We start from the raw sequence: 13,774 nt of genomic DNA on the forward strand, positions 1-13,774 counted from the left end.
CGAGCGGCCCCGTGCCGTGCTGAAAGAGACCCTGCCCATGTCCGGCGAAGCCCCTACTGCGTCTTCCCAAGCGATCACGCTGGAGGCGTTGGGCAAAAGCTTCGCGAAGGCCCTTGGCCAGCGGGTACTGGGCACGGTGGAACAGTCCTACCTGCAGCAGGCGTTTGACGACTACGCCGCGGATGAGACTCCCGAAATTGCCGGCGACGACCTCACTGTCCTGCTGGCCACCGTCTGGCAGTCTGCGCAGACCCGCAAGTCCGGCGACCCGGCCCAGATCACCATCGGTCCGCTCGCGGGTGTCGGCGGGCGGTCCACCGGCTGTGATGTGGTGCAGATCATTCAGGACGACCGGCCCTTCCTGGTCGACAGTGTCATGGGTGAGCTCGCCGAGGTCGGCGTCATGGTCCGGGGCCTGTTCCATCCGGTCGTCGAGACGGCCCGTCCCGGTGACAAGGCGGCGCGCGAGTCGATGATCATCGTCGTCATCGATCCGTTGCCGCAGGAGCGCCGCGACGCTCTGGGCGAGGGCCTGGCCCAGTCCCTTGCCGATGTGCGCTCAGCGGTCGTCGATCACGGCGCGATGAACGCGCTGATGGCGCGCTCGATCGCCCATCTGGAAGCCTGCCCCGCCGGGGTGGACCCGGCGGTGGTCGAGGAAAATCTGGCCTTTCTGAGCTGGCTGAATGACGACCATTTCGTCTTCCTCGGCGCGCGCGACTACGACTATCCCCGCACCGCAAGCGGTGGCTATGAGGCCGAGGCCCCGCTGAGCCAGTCCGGTGAAGGCCTGGGCGTTCTCAGTGACCCCGAGCGCACTGTTTTGCGTCGTGCCAACGAGCCGGCCGTGCTGACCAAGTCGATGAAGCGCCAGCTGGACCTGTCCGAACCGGTGACTGTGGCCAAGGCCAATATCCGCTCCCGGGTCCACCGCCGGGCCTATATGGATTACGTCGGGGTCAAGCGGTACGGCGCGGATGGCCGTCCGTCTGGCGAGACCCGCTTCGTCGGTCTGTTCACGGCCGAGGCCTATGACCGCACGGCCTCCCAGGTCCCGCTGGTGCGCCGCAAGGTGACCAACGCCCTTGCCCGCGCCGGCAAGACTCCGGGCAGCCACAACGAAAAGCGTCTTCGCAACATCCTCGAGAACTATCCCCGGGATGAGCTGTTCCAGATCCGCGAGGATGAGCTGCTGGGGATCGCCAACGGCATTCTCCACCTCTACGACCGGCCGCGGATCAAGATCTTCACCCGCAACGACCCGTTCGACCGCTTTGTCTCGGTACTGGCGTTCATTCCGCGCGAGCGTTTCGACGCCAGTGTCCGTGAACGGATCGGCCGGCTTCTGGCCGACGCCTGGGGCGGACGTCTGTCGGCCTGGTATCCGCAGCTGTCGGACCAGCCGCTGGTGCGAATCCACTATATCATCGGCGTCACGGCCGGGGACCATCCGACACCGGACATGGATGCCCTTGAGATCGCCGTCGCCGAGGCGGGTCGCAGCTGGATCGACCGGTTCGAGCGTGCGGTCCGCGTCGCCGGTTTCGGCGAGGTCTCGGTCGGCCCGGTCAGTGCCAAATGGGCCGATGCGTTCGGGGCCGGCTATCGCGACCGTTACGATGCCACCGAGGCGGTACAGGATGTACAGGCCTTCGACTGCCTGAACGGGTCCGGCCTGGTCGACGGGGGAGAGCCGGTTGCGGTTCGCGCCTTCCGCACGGCGACCGACAGCTCGTTGCATTTCCGCTTCAAGCTCTATCGGCGCGGATCGGCAGTGCCCCTGTCCGACGTTCTGCCGATACTGGCTGACATGGGACTGAAGGCCCTTGAGGAATTCGGCAATGCCATCCGGCCGGCCGGTGATGTCCCCATCTATATCCACGAGTTCCTGCTCGAGGATCCGCGCGGCGACAGCCTGACGTTCGAGGACGTCAAGATCCCGTTTGAACAGGCCTTTTCCGCGGTCTGGTCTGGTCGCACCGAGAGTGACGGTTTCAACCGACTGGTGCTGGAACTAGGGGTCGACTGGCGCGAGGCGGCGCTGATCCGCACCCTGGCTCGCTATCGTCAGCAGACCGGGCTGGACCCCAGCCAGGTGGTCCAGGAAGAGGCCCTGCGGGAATATCCAGAGGTGGCCCGTGCCATCCTGTCCCTGTTCAAGGCCAAATTCGATCCGACGCTCGGCGATGTCGCCAGTCGTCAGGCCCCGGTTGAGGCGCTGATCGCCAGGATCAATCGTCTGCTGCAGGACGTCCGTAGTCTTGACCACGACCGGGCCCTGCGGCGGATTGCGCTGCTGGTGGAGGCCATCAAGCGCACCAACTATTTCCAGGTCGGTCCGGACGGCCAGCCGGCGGCGCATATCTCGATCAAGATCGCGTCACGCGAGCTGGAATACCTGCCGCTGCCCAAACCCTATCGGGAGATCTTCGTCTGGGCTCCGCATATCGAGGGGGTGCACCTGCGCTTCGGCCCGGTGGCACGCGGTGGCCTGCGCTGGTCGGATCGCCGCGACGACTTCCGCACCGAGGTGCTGGGCCTGGTCAAGGCGCAACAGGTCAAGAACGCCGTCATCGTGCCGGTCGGCTCCAAGGGCGGCTTCTATCCGAAATGCCTACCCAAGGGCGGCGACCGCGATGCGATTCAGACCGAGGCCATCCGCGCCTACAAGACCTTCCTGTCGGGCATGCTGGACATCACCGACAATATCGTCGCCGACGGCTCGGTAGCGCATCCGGCCGACGTGGTGATGTGGGAAGGCGACGATCCCTATCTGGTCGTCGCCGCCGACAAGGGCACGGCAAGCTTTTCGGACATCGCCAACGGCATCTCGGCTGACTACGGCTACTGGCTGGACGACGCCTTCGCCTCGGGGGGCTCGGTCGGCTACGATCACAAGGAGATGGGCATCACCGCCCGCGGCGCGTGGGAGGCGGTCAAGCGCCACTTCCGCGAAATGGGCAAGGACATCCAGACCGAGCCCTTCACCGTGGTCGGCGTCGGCGACATGTCGGGCGACGTGTTCGGCAACGGCATGCTGCTGTCGAAAGCGATCAAACTGGTCGCCGCCTTTGATCACCGCGACATCTTCATCGACCCGAGCCCTGACCCGGCCACGTCCTGGGTCGAGCGCAACCGGCTGTTCAAACTGCCCCGCACCTCGTGGCAGGACTACGACAAGTCGAAGATATCCAAGGGCGGCGGGGTCTTCTCCCGCTCGGCCAAATCGATTGCCCTGACGCCCGAGATTCGGGCGGCGCTGGACATCGAGGACACGGTTCTGGATCCGGCGTCACTGATGAAGGCGATCCTTCGCGCGCCGGCCGAACTGCTCTATTTCGGCGGCATCGGCACCTATGTGAAGGCTCCGCGCGAGACGGATGCCCAGGTCGGCGACAAGGCTAATGACGCGATCCGGGTGGATGGCGGCGAGGTCCGCGCCAGTGTCATCGGTGAGGGGGCCAATCTCGGCATGACCCAGGCCGGGCGCATCGCCTTCGCCCTGAGCGGCGGACGCATCAACACCGACGCCATCGACAACTCCGCCGGGGTCGACAGCTCTGACCATGAGGTAAACATCAAGATCCTGACCGGGGCCGCCATCGCCTCGGGATCGCTGCAGGTCGGTGATCGCAACGCCTTGCTGGCCTCGATGACCGATGAGGTCGGGCTCAAGGTGCTGGCGCACAACTATGACCAGACCCTCGCGCTGTCTCTACAGGAAGCCGACGGCCCGGCAGCGCTGGATGCGCAGCAGAGCTTCATGCAGTGGCTGGGAGCCAAGGGTAAGCTGGATCGCAAGGTCGAAGGCCTGCCCGATGACCTGCGTCTGGCCGAGATGAAGGGTTCGGATCAGGCCCTGACCCGGCCGGAACTGGCGGTGCTGACCGCCTATTCCAAGATCGAACTGTTCGACGACATCGTCGCTTCGGCCGCGCCTGAAGATCCCTTCTTCGAAGAGACCCTGGTGCGCTATTTCCCGGGGCCGCTGGCGAAATACGAAGCGGATATGCAACGGCATCGCCTGCACCGCGAGATCGTGGCGACGGTGCTGTCGAACGAGATCGTCAACATGTGCGGCCCCAGCTTCCCCGAGCGCCTGCGACAGTCGGCCGAATGCGACACCGGTGCGATGGTCATTGCCTTCGAGGCCGCCCGTCGGGTCTTCCGGCTGGACGAGGCCTGGGATGCGGTCTCGGGACTGGACCTCAAGATTCCGGCCGAGGCCCAGATCGTGCTCTATCGCGAAATCTCGACCGTGCTGCGCCGCCAGACCTTCTGGCTGGCCCGTCGTGCGGCCCGGGCGGGGGCGACGGTCGATGGTCTGATCGCGGCCTACCGGCCCGCTGCCGATGCTCTCAGGGCCCGCGGCGGGGTGGTGCTGTCGCATTTCGAACAGGACCGGCTGGACAAGCGGGTGCAGTCGTTCATCGGCCTCGGAGTCCCGGTCAAGATGGCCAAGGCCGTCGCTCTTCTCCGTCCGCTGGTGGCGACGTCTGATATCGGCGACCTGGCCCGCGAGGCCGGCTGGCCAGAACCGGAAATGGCGCGACTGTACCATCAGGTCGGCGCGGCCTTCGATTTCGACCGGCTGCGTGCGGCGGCCGGTGCCGTGCCGTCGGCTGATCATTTCGACCGCCTGGCCGTCCGCCGCCTGATCGAGGACCTGATGTCCGAGCAGATGGTTCTGACGCGCGCCGTGGCCCGGTCGACCGATATGTCGGTCGGGGAAAGCGAGGCTGCGGCCGAGCAGGCGGTCGACACCTGGATCGGTCCCCGGCTCAGGATCGTCGAGGGGGTTCGTGCCTCGGTCGACGAAATCGAGGCCTCGGGTAAGGGTTGGACGTTCGCCAAGCTAACCATCGCCAACGGAGCCATTCGTGAGGTTGCGGCCACGGCGACCTGAACCCGAAACGGCCCCCGGCACAGGTCGGGGGTCGCTTCTTGTTGAACCCCCGGCCGGATTGGCCAGGCTTTCGACAGCGTCCGAAAGGAATGCCCTTGCCCCGTAAATTTCTGGTCGTCGTCGATGACAGTCCGGAGTTCGACGCTGCGCTGCGCTATGCCGCGCGTCGTGCCCGCTCGACGGGCGGACGGGTCGCCCTGCTGCGCGTTCTGCCGACGGGTTCCGACGCCCACTGGTCCGGTGTGCGTGATGAGATTCAACGCGAACTGCGCTCCGAAGCGGAGACCCTGCTGAACCGTCTGGGCGAGGAGGCCGCCGAACGTTCAGGGGCCCAGCCCCTGTTCCTGATCGAGGAGGGCGAGCCTCAGGACGCCATCCACAAGGTCGTTCGCGACGATCCCGAGATCAAGATTCTTGTTCTGGCGGCCGGGTCCGGTGCCCGGGGGCCGGGCCCACTGGTCACGGCCGTGCTCAAACAGGGCGGGGCGTTCGGTGGGCGCAAACTACCCGTCACCATCGTTCCGGGCGAACTGACCGAGGCTGAGATCGAAGACCTGGGCTGACGCTCGTCGACCAGAGGCAGAGGGGCAACGTGTCGCGTGCTCCGGTCTTGAAACCGGCGCAGGCCGGGCGCATCTGGAGCGTATGTTCATCCAGACCGAGACGACGCCGAATCCGAACGTGCTGAAATTCCTGCCGGGCCGCGACGTGGCGACGGCCGGGGTCCAGGAGTTCCTGTCGATCGACGCGGCGAGTGTGTCGCCACTGGCCGAAGCCCTGTTCCAGCTTGAAGGGGTGAGGGGCGTCTTCTTCGGGGCGGACTATGTGTCGGTCACACGCCATCCGGACTTCGACTGGACCGGAATCAAGGCGCCGGTTCTGGCGGCCATCATGGATCATTTCGTCTCCGGCGCGCCTCTGATGCGCGGAGAGGCCCCGGAGGCCGAGGGCCATGCCGCGGACGACAGTGAAGTCGTGGCGGAGATCAAGGCCCTGCTCGACAGCCGGGTGCGCCCAGCGGTCGCCCAGGACGGCGGTGACATCCTGTTTGACACCTTCGACCCCGAAACCGGGGTACTGTCCCTGCGCATGCGCGGAGCCTGCGCCGGCTGCCCGTCGTCGTCAGCCACGCTTAAGGCAGGGGTGGAGCAGATGATGAAACACTATGTTCCCGAAGTAACCCGGGTCGAACAGGTTCTCTAACAACCGCTTCCCCGCTTGCGTGAAACGTTTTCGTACTCGCCACGCTGCGGAGACGATGGCATGTTTGCCGGATGTCGCGTTTCGAACTCGATCCGGCCGCCCGTCGCCTGGGCGAAGCCCTTGCCGCCCTTCGCCGGGACCGAGGCCTGAGTCAGGCCGACGCCGGGGCCCGGATGGGCATGACCAGTCAGGGGTGGGGGCTCTATGAGGCCGGTCGCCGCCCCGGTCTGTTCCGCCCCGACGTTCAGCGTCGGCTGACGGCGGCGCTCGACGCCACGGTCGAGGATCTCGAACGACAGTGCGTGGCTCAGCCCCAGCCGGAACCGGAGCCGACCGGCCTTGAGGCCCGGGGTCGCGCGTTCAGCCGCAGTGTCGACAACGAGATGGCGGCGCTGCCCCGCCTGCAACTGTCCAATGATGATCTCAGGCCCTGGGCGGCGTCCGGCGTGGTGCTGGTGTACGAGCCCGGACGTTGGCCGCGCCGCGATCAGGGCTGCGTCATTCATATGGACGACGGCGAGGCCCGGATCCGGCTCTATGACCGGGCCGATGCCGAGGCCCTGATCGTGCATGGCGGACCGTCCGGCCTCGGGGTCGAAGAGCGGATTTGCCGGTCGACCATTCGTGAGGTGGCCGCCGTGGTGGCCCGGTTGGAACACTGAATGAAACAAAATCGTTGCATTCCGCCCGGTTTCATGAAACACCCTGGTTCGGATCAATCAGGGAAATCGGCGGATGGGCATCCGGTCCGGAAACAGTGTCGACGTCTATGTCGGGGCCCGCATCAGCCTGAGGCGTTCGGCGTTGGGCCTGTCGCAGTCGGCGCTGGCCGCCGAGCTCGGTGTCAGCTTCCAGCAGGTTCAGAAATACGAGACCGGGGCCAACCGGATTTCGGCATCGCGCCTCCACCGGATCGCCACCGTTCTGGGCACTTCGGTCGGCGCGCTGTTTCCGCCGGTCGATTCGAGTGGCGAGGGCCCGGACGCGCCCGACTGGCTGGGCAAGGTCAAACGGCTTCAAGCCTCGAGCGAGGGGCGGGTACTGGCGACAGCCTTCCCCAGAATCGAGGACGTCAGGGTGCGGCGTTCGATTGCCCGGGTGGTGGCGGCGCTGGCGCGTCGCGGTTGACGATCCGACACGGCGCGCGACTATGAGGGTGCTGCTCATCGATTCAGCCCTGTCGCTGTGTACAGCCGCGGTTTTTGAGGATGGGGCGGCTTTGGCCGTGCGATCGGAGCCCATGTTCAAGGGCCATCAGGAACGTCTGGCCGGATTCGTCCGGGATGCGATGGCCGAGGCCGGGATCGGGTTTGACGCCCTTGACCGGATCGGGGTCACCATCGGTCCCGGGTCCTTCACCGGTCTGCGCGTGGGGTTGGCCTTTGCCCAGGGATTCGGGGCGGCCCTGCAGCGTCCGGTCGTCGGAATCTCGACCCTGGACGCTTTGGCCGCGTCGATCGAGATGGACCGGGTCGCGCCGGACGCGGTCGCGGCCCTGATCGATGCCCGTCGCGGTCAGGTCTATGCCCGGTTCTGGCGCCGCGGCGTTGTGGAGGGCCCGGCCGAGGCCCTGTCACTCGAGGCGGCGGCCGCCCGGCTCGCGGCGCTCGGACCGGGTGTTACCCTGGTCGGCTCGGGGGCCCCGTTGCTGGCTGACGCCGTCCCGGGCGCTATCGTTGTCGACCGGCCGGGCCCGTCTCCCGAGGCTTTGGCCCGCCTGGTCGTTGCCGCCGACCCCTGTCTGGCCCCGCCGGAACCCCAGTACCTGCGCGCGCCGGACGCGACCCCGCCGACCCGATTGCCCGGTCAGCCCCGGACCCAGGTCCGGTCGTGAGTGTCGCCGTCCCTGACCCTGAGGCGCTGGCGGCCCTGCACCTGACGAGTTTTGACCATAGCTGGACGGCCGAAACCTTCGCTGACCTGCTGAAACAGCCCGGTGTGGCGGCGATCGGCGGGTCGGACGGTTTCATCTTGATCCGGGTCGTCGCCGACGAGGCCGAGATCCTGACCCTGGCGGTGCGCCCGGAGGCAAGGGGACGGGGGCAGGGAACCCAATTGACCCGGCAGGCGGCTGCGGCGGTCGCTGCGGCGGGGGCCCGACGGCTGTTCCTGGAGGTGGCCGAGGACAATGCCGCCGCACGCGCCCTGTACCGTCGAGCCGGGTTTGAGGCGGTCGGCCGCCGGCCGCGCTACTATACCCGCCCCGGGGCCTCACCGGTCGATGCCCTGCTTCTGAGCCTGAACTTGCCGGGACCGCTTCCCTTAGGCTGATCGGCTGCCTATCTTCCCCCCATGGACCGGATCGAAAAACTCTGCGCCGACCGCGGCATGCGCATGACCGAACAGCGGCGCGTTATCGCCCGGGTGTTGTCGAGCGCCGACGACCATCCCGATGTGGAAGAACTCTACCGGCGCGCCTCGTCGATCGATCCGCACATCTCGATCGCCACCGTCTATCGCACTGTCCGGCTGTTCGAGGAGGCGGGGGTGGTCGAGAAGCACGATTTCGGTGACGGGCGATCGCGCTACGAGGAAGCCGGGGATGATCACCATGATCATCTGATCGACGCCAAGACGGGCGAGGTCATCGAATTTTTCGACGCCGAGATCGAACGGCTGAAGATCGAGATCGCCGAACGGCTCGGCTTCGAGCTGATCGGGCACAAGCTTGAGCTCTACGGCAAGCCGATCGGCGGTGCCGAGCCGTCGGACCGTGAAGGCCTGATCTTCAACCGGCGGGCCACGCGCACCGAGAGCGACGACGCGGGCTGACCGGTTCCGGCTTCAAACGTCGTCGCTGCCGACGAGGCCACCCTCGTTTTCCAGCCGATTGATCGAGCGGACGTCCTTGCGGGTGAATTTCAGCCGTACGCCCGCGCCGGCATCGCCCTCGTCGATGAAGACAGCCCCGCCCGATTCCAGGGTCCGCCGTAGCCGCGCCACAGCGGCGGGCTCCAACGTCGACTTGCGGCGCTCAAAGCTCGCCAGGGCCTTGACGGGCAGATCCGACAGTGTGGCGACATGGTCCCGGGGCCATTCCACCAGAGCGCGGGCGGCGCGAGCCTGGGGGCCTGTGATCGACATGGTAATGCCTCCTCTGTGCCCTGACAGCCTAGCGGAAAACGACGGTGTCGGAGCGGTCTCGTCGTCGCATGCGCGAGGGGCATGGCGCGAACCGCGCCGGGGCATTAAAAGCCGACCCATGATTGAAACCCAAGGCTCGCCATCGGTCGCAGACGACACAGGCCCCGCGCCCAAGCGTCTGTTCATCAAGACCTACGGCTGCCAGATGAATGTCTATGACTCGGAGCGCATGGCCGATGTGCTGCGCCCGCTCGGCTATGCGTCAACTGACACGGCCGAGGACGCCGATTTCGTCATTCTCAACACCTGCCACATCCGCGAGAAGGCGGCCGAGAAGGTCTATTCGGAGCTCGGCAAGCTGAGAGAATTGAAAGACGCCCGAACGACGAATTCGACGACGGCGAGGGGGAGTTCGACGAATTCGATGATTATCGCCGTGGCCGGCTGCGTCGCCCAGGCTGAGGGCGAAGAGATCATGCGCCGTCAGCCCGCCGTGGACCTGGTGGTCGGGCCGCAAGCCTATCACCAGCTGCCGGAACTGCTGACCCGCACGGCCCGGGCGCGGGGTGAGCGGATCGGGGCTGATTTCGCACCCAATGCCAAATTTGACGCCATGACGTCCGAACGGATCGGTCCGCGCGGCGTCAAGGGACCGACGGCCTTCCTGACGGTGCAGGAAGGCTGCGACAAATTCTGTACCTTCTGTGTCGTGCCCTATACACGCGGCGCGGAATGGTCGCGGCCGGTGGCGGACATCCTGACCGAGGCTGGGGCCCTGGTGGAACGGGGCGTGCGCGAGATCACCCTGCTGGGTCAGAACGTCAACGCCTACAACGGCGCGGGACCGGACGGTGACCCGTCGACCCTGGCCCGTTTGGCCCATGCCCTGGCCGGGATCCCCGGACTGGACCGGCTGCGCTATACGACCAGCCATCCCAACGACATGAGCGCCGACCTGATCGCCGCCCATGGCGAGCTGGACGTGCTGATGCCTTATCTTCACCTTCCGGTGCAGTCCGGCGCGGATCGTATCCTGCGGCTGATGAACCGCAAGCACGGGCCGAAGACCTATCTCGACGTCATCGACCGCATTCGCGCGGTCCGGCCCGATATCGCCATCTCCGGGGATTTCATCGTCGGCTTTCCGGGCGAGACTGATCGCGACTTTCAGGACACCCTGGCCCTGGTGCGACAGGTCAACTACGCCTCGGCCTTCTCCTTCATGTATTCGCCGCGGCCCGGCACGCCCGCCGCCGCCATGGCCACCCAGGTGCCGGACGCCGTCGCCCGCGAGCGGCTGCACAGGCTGCAGGCTCTGCTGTTCGAACAGCAGACGGCATTCAATGCGTCCCAGGTCGGCAAGACCCTGCCCGTCCTGTTCGAGCGCAAGGGGCGCAGTCCGGGTCAGGCCATCGGCCGTTCGCCCTATCTCCAGTCGGTTCATGTCGAGAACGGGGAGCATCTTCTCGGCCAGATCGTTGCCGTGGAGATCGAAAGCGGCACGCAGAACAGTCTGGCGGGTCGCATCATTCAGCAGAAGGCGGCCTGATGGCGCGTGAGTCCGAATTCCTGGCCCTGGATGACCGCGCAATTCGCGCCGTCACCGGCCCCAACAGTCGTCACGTTGCCCTGATCGAGGACGCCTTCAAGGTGCTGGTCGAGGCCCCCGGCGGCGGCGTGTCGATCAACGGTTCGGCGCGAGACCGGGGCAACGCCAAGCGGGTGATTGAAGCCCTCGCCAAACGGGCGGACAAGGGCGCGGAGGTGACCGAGGCCGACGTTCGCACGGTGATGGGCACGATCCGCGGCGGCGGCGTCAGCGCCGATCCCATGGCCCTGCCGGTCGGCAAGCGCGGGGCCATCGTGCCCAAGACCAATGCCCAGGCCCGCTATCTGGAAATCCTGGCCCGTTGCGAGCTGAGCTTCGGCGTCGGCCCGGCGGGCACGGGCAAGACCTTCCTGGCCGCCGCCTATGGGGCCTCCCTGTTGCGACGGGGCCAGGTTGATCGTCTGGTCATCACTCGGCCCGCGGTCGAGGCCGGCGAAAAGCTGGGCTTTCTGCCCGGGGATCTGAACGAGAAGGTCGACCCCTATCTGGCCCCGATCTGGGAGGCGCTGAACGACATCCTCGGCCCCGAGGATGTGCAGCGTCGCCGCGACAAGGGTGAGATCGAGGCGGCACCGATCGCCTTCATGCGCGGTCGCACGCTCAGCCATGCCTTTGTCATCGTCGACGAGGCCCAGAACACCTCGCGCTTGCAGATGAAGATGGTGCTGACCCGTCTGGGGGAGGGGGCGCGTATGGTGGTTACCGGCGACCCCAGCCAGATCGACCTGCTGAACCCGCGCGATTCCGGCCTGGCCCACGCCCTGCGTATCCTGCGCGATGTGAAGGGCGTCGGGGTGCTGGAATTCGAGGCCCAGGACGTGGTCCGCCACGCCATGGTCGAGCGGATCGTGCGCGCCTATGATGCCGACGCCGCCCACGACCGGCCGCGGCCGGACCTCGAGGAGCGGGCGAGCCGATGATCGAGATCGTCGAGGACGATGCCGACGGCTGGTCCGCCGTCGGTCCGGACCTGCCCGGCGTGGTCGAACGCGCCGCGATGGCGGCCCTGGGGCGGGTTGCGGGCGAGGTGGTGGTGCTGCTGACCGATGACTCCGGCGTGCAGGACCTGAACGCGCGGTTCCGGGGCAAGGACGTGCCGACCAACGTCCTGTCCTTTCCGGCCGCCGAGGGGGCCGGGGAGCTGCTGGGCGACATCGCCCTCGCCGCGGGGGTCTGCCGCGCCGAGGCTGAGGCCCAGGGCAAAACCCTGGCCGACCATCTCAGCCACCTCGTGGTGCACGGGGTGCTGCATCTGCTGGGCCGGGATCATGAAGACGATGTCGAGGCCGAGGCGATGGAGGCCGAGGAACGGACGATCCTTGCCAGCCTTGGGGTCGCCGACCCATACAGGTCTGATGCTCAAGCTTGATCCGACCCACCCGCGCCACAACCTGATCGTCCGCTGGCTCCGTATCGGCCTGGCCCTGCTGGCTGGAGCGGGCGCGGCACTGGTCCATCCGCCGTTCGGCTTCCTGCCCGGTCTGCTCGGCTATCCGCTGCTGATGCTGCTGGCGGAACGCTCGAGCACGGCGCGTGGCGCGTTCTGGATGGGCTGGCTGGCCGGGTTCGCCTATTTCTTCATCGGCTGCTGGTGGGTGGCCGAGGCCTTTCTGGTCAATCCGGACCAGGCGTGGATGGCCCCGTTCGCCGCCAGCCTGCTGCCGATGGGTCTGGGCCTGTTCTGGGGCGTGGTCACGGTGCTGTATCGCCGGATCGCCCCCGCCGGCGTCCATCGCGTGCTGGTCTTCGCGGCCTGTTTCGCCCTGCTGGAATGGCTGCGTGGCCATGTGCTGACGGGATTCCCGTGGAATCCGGCGGGTGCCGGCTGGAAGGCCGGGTCGGCGATGTCCCAGTTCGCCGCCGTCGCCGGGGTTTACGGTCTGGGCTTCGTCACGGTCGCCGCGGTTTCGGCCCTCGGCCTCGTGCGCGGACCGGAGCCCCGGCGTGACCGGATCGGCGGCGTCGCCGTCGGCGTGCTGGTGCTGGCCGCCCTGTGGATCGGCGGCGCGGTCCATCTGGCACGGGCTCAACTGCAATTCACCGACACCCTGGTGCGGATCGTCCAGGCCGATGTGCCGCAGGAGTCCAAATGGACGCCGGAAGCCTATCAGGGCATCGTCGATCGCTATGTGAGGCTGACCGCCCGGCCCGGAGACCGGCTGCCGGATGTGGTGATCTGGCCGGAAGGGGCCCTGCCGGCCACGGCCAATCAGGTTTTCGCGGCCGGTTCGCCCGACGGCATCGCCATCGCCCAGGCGCTCCAGCCCGGCCAGACTCTGCTGGTCGGCCTGGGTCGTGGCGAGGCCGATGTCACGGTTGAAGGCGGGGCGCGCTATTTCAACAGCCTGTTCGTGCTCCATGATGAGGGCGAGACCGGACTGCGGATTACCGGAATCTACGACAAGCACCGTCTGGTACCTTTCGGGGAATACCTGCCGATGGGCCGGTTGATGAGCCGGCTGGGAGTCCGCAGCCTGGTTCATGTGCCTGCCGACTTCAGTGCGGGACCAGTTCCGGCCCCGATCGACGTGCCGGGTGCGCCGCCGGCCCAGCCTCTGATCTGCTACGAGAGTCTGTATCCGGGTTTCACGCCCGGTGCGCAGGGTCGGCCGGGCTGGATCGTCAATGTGTCAAATGACGCCTGGTTCGGTCGCACCTCGGGGCCGCTGCAGCACCTCAATCTCGCCAGCTACCGCGCCATCGAAACCGGCCTTCCTGTGGTCCGGGCCACCCCGACCGGCGTGTCTGCGATGATCGATCCCTGGGGTCGAATTGTTGCCGACAAACGGCTTGAGTCCGGTCAGAGCGGCGTCATCGACGCCCTGTTGCCACAACCTGCGGCGATCACTCTCTACGGCCGTTTCGGCGACCTGCTGTTCTGGTTGGCGGTCGTGGCCGGTCTGGTGTTCGGGGCCGTCCGGCACCGCTCCCAGCCCCTGAACCTGCGGGATCAGGCATGAGCGTTTCTGTAT

General features: G+C 66.9%; 13 protein-coding genes. 12 read left to right on the plus strand and 1 reads right to left on the minus strand.

Annotated elements, in window-relative coordinates:
* The first annotated feature begins 37 nt into the window (after positions 1-37).
* The 8 genes from AAC067_RS11545 (at position 38) to AAC067_RS11580 (ending at position 8,881) form a co-directional block, all read left to right on the plus strand.
* Positions 38-4,906, plus strand: a complete 4,869-nt coding sequence (locus AAC067_RS11545; protein WP_339932654.1) for an NAD-glutamate dehydrogenase — start codon at positions 38-40, stop codon at positions 4,904-4,906.
* 89 nt (positions 4,907-4,995) lie between these two features.
* The gene (locus AAC067_RS11550; protein ID WP_339932656.1) at positions 4,996-5,469 is read left to right on the plus strand and encodes a universal stress protein; all 474 of its coding nucleotides are present in this window, start codon (positions 4,996-4,998) and stop codon (positions 5,467-5,469) included.
* An 82-nt stretch (positions 5,470-5,551) separates the two neighbouring features.
* A complete protein-coding gene (locus AAC067_RS11555) occupies positions 5,552-6,109 on the plus strand; it encodes a NifU family protein (RefSeq protein ID WP_339932658.1) in 558 nt (185 codons plus the stop codon).
* 71 nt (positions 6,110-6,180) lie between these two features.
* Positions 6,181-6,771 (plus strand): helix-turn-helix transcriptional regulator, encoded by a 591-nt coding sequence (locus tag AAC067_RS11560; protein WP_339932660.1) that lies wholly within the window; start codon positions 6,181-6,183, stop codon positions 6,769-6,771.
* Positions 6,772-6,844: 73 nt separating this feature from the next.
* The gene (locus AAC067_RS11565) at positions 6,845-7,237 is read left to right on the plus strand and encodes a helix-turn-helix transcriptional regulator (RefSeq protein ID WP_339932662.1); all 393 of its coding nucleotides are present in this window, start codon (positions 6,845-6,847) and stop codon (positions 7,235-7,237) included.
* A 22-nt stretch (positions 7,238-7,259) separates the two neighbouring features.
* Positions 7,260-7,943, plus strand: coding sequence for a tRNA (adenosine(37)-N6)-threonylcarbamoyltransferase complex dimerization subunit type 1 TsaB (tsaB, locus tag AAC067_RS11570; protein WP_339932664.1), 684 nt, complete (start codon positions 7,260-7,262; stop codon positions 7,941-7,943).
* A complete protein-coding gene (locus tag AAC067_RS11575; RefSeq protein ID WP_339932666.1) occupies positions 7,940-8,380 on the plus strand; it encodes a GNAT family N-acetyltransferase in 441 nt (146 codons plus the stop codon). The genes tsaB and AAC067_RS11575 overlap by 4 nt, the downstream gene beginning before the upstream one ends.
* Positions 8,381-8,401: 21 nt before the next feature.
* Entirely contained in the window at positions 8,402-8,881 is a 480-nt protein-coding gene (locus AAC067_RS11580) for a Fur family transcriptional regulator (RefSeq protein WP_339932668.1), read from the plus strand.
* A 12-nt stretch (positions 8,882-8,893) separates the two neighbouring features.
* Here the strand turns inward: AAC067_RS11580 and AAC067_RS11585 are convergent, their stop codons facing one another.
* Complete coding sequence (locus tag AAC067_RS11585; RefSeq protein WP_339932670.1) at positions 8,894-9,193, minus strand: DNA-binding protein; 300 nt, start codon at positions 9,191-9,193, stop codon at positions 8,894-8,896.
* 118 nt (positions 9,194-9,311) lie between these two features.
* Here AAC067_RS11585 and miaB point away from each other — a divergent pair, with 118 nt between their 5' ends.
* The 4 genes from miaB to lnt are packed head-to-tail and all read left to right on the plus strand — an operon-like array spanning position 9,312 to position 13,762.
* On the plus strand, positions 9,312-10,742 hold the full coding sequence (miaB, locus tag AAC067_RS11590) for a tRNA (N6-isopentenyl adenosine(37)-C2)-methylthiotransferase MiaB (RefSeq protein ID WP_339932672.1): 1,431 nt from the start codon (positions 9,312-9,314) through the stop codon (positions 10,740-10,742).
* On the plus strand, positions 10,742-11,722 hold the full coding sequence (locus tag AAC067_RS11595) for a PhoH family protein (protein ID WP_339932674.1): 981 nt from the start codon (positions 10,742-10,744) through the stop codon (positions 11,720-11,722). Before miaB ends, AAC067_RS11595 begins: the two co-directional genes overlap by 1 nt.
* Entirely contained in the window at positions 11,719-12,171 is a 453-nt protein-coding gene (ybeY, locus tag AAC067_RS11600) for an rRNA maturation RNase YbeY (RefSeq protein WP_339932676.1), read from the plus strand. Before AAC067_RS11595 ends, ybeY begins: the two co-directional genes overlap by 4 nt.
* Positions 12,158-13,762: an apolipoprotein N-acyltransferase gene (gene lnt, locus AAC067_RS11605; RefSeq protein ID WP_339932678.1), complete on the plus strand. Its 1,605-nt coding sequence runs from the start codon at positions 12,158-12,160 to the stop codon at positions 13,760-13,762. Before ybeY ends, lnt begins: the two co-directional genes overlap by 14 nt.
* Positions 13,763-13,774: the final 12 nt, after the last annotated feature.

The organism is uncultured Brevundimonas sp., assembly GCF_963977465.1.
Lineage (GTDB): Bacteria > Pseudomonadota > Alphaproteobacteria > Caulobacterales > Caulobacteraceae > Brevundimonas.

Coding starts and splice junctions, on each gene's coding strand:
- AAC067_RS11545 (WP_339932654.1), top strand. CDS start 38: ATGTCCGGCGAAGCCCCTACTGCGTCTTCCCAAGCGATCACGCTGGAG.
- tsaB (WP_339932664.1), top strand. CDS start 7,260: ATGAGGGTGCTGCTCATCGATTCAGCCCTGTCGCTGTGTACAGCCGCG.
- AAC067_RS11585 (WP_339932670.1), bottom strand. CDS start 9,193: ATGTCGATCACAGGCCCCCAGGCTCGCGCCGCCCGCGCTCTGGTGGAA.
- AAC067_RS11595 (WP_339932674.1), top strand. CDS start 10,742: ATGGCGCGTGAGTCCGAATTCCTGGCCCTGGATGACCGCGCAATTCGC.
- AAC067_RS11555 (WP_339932658.1), top strand. CDS start 5,552: ATGTTCATCCAGACCGAGACGACGCCGAATCCGAACGTGCTGAAATTC.
- AAC067_RS11560 (WP_339932660.1), top strand. CDS start 6,181: ATGTCGCGTTTCGAACTCGATCCGGCCGCCCGTCGCCTGGGCGAAGCC.
- lnt (WP_339932678.1), top strand. CDS start 12,158: ATGCTCAAGCTTGATCCGACCCACCCGCGCCACAACCTGATCGTCCGC.
- AAC067_RS11580 (WP_339932668.1), top strand. CDS start 8,402: ATGGACCGGATCGAAAAACTCTGCGCCGACCGCGGCATGCGCATGACC.
- ybeY (WP_339932676.1), top strand. CDS start 11,719: ATGATCGAGATCGTCGAGGACGATGCCGACGGCTGGTCCGCCGTCGGT.
- AAC067_RS11565 (WP_339932662.1), top strand. CDS start 6,845: ATGGGCATCCGGTCCGGAAACAGTGTCGACGTCTATGTCGGGGCCCGC.
- miaB (WP_339932672.1), top strand. CDS start 9,312: ATGATTGAAACCCAAGGCTCGCCATCGGTCGCAGACGACACAGGCCCC.
- AAC067_RS11550 (WP_339932656.1), top strand. CDS start 4,996: ATGCCCTTGCCCCGTAAATTTCTGGTCGTCGTCGATGACAGTCCGGAG.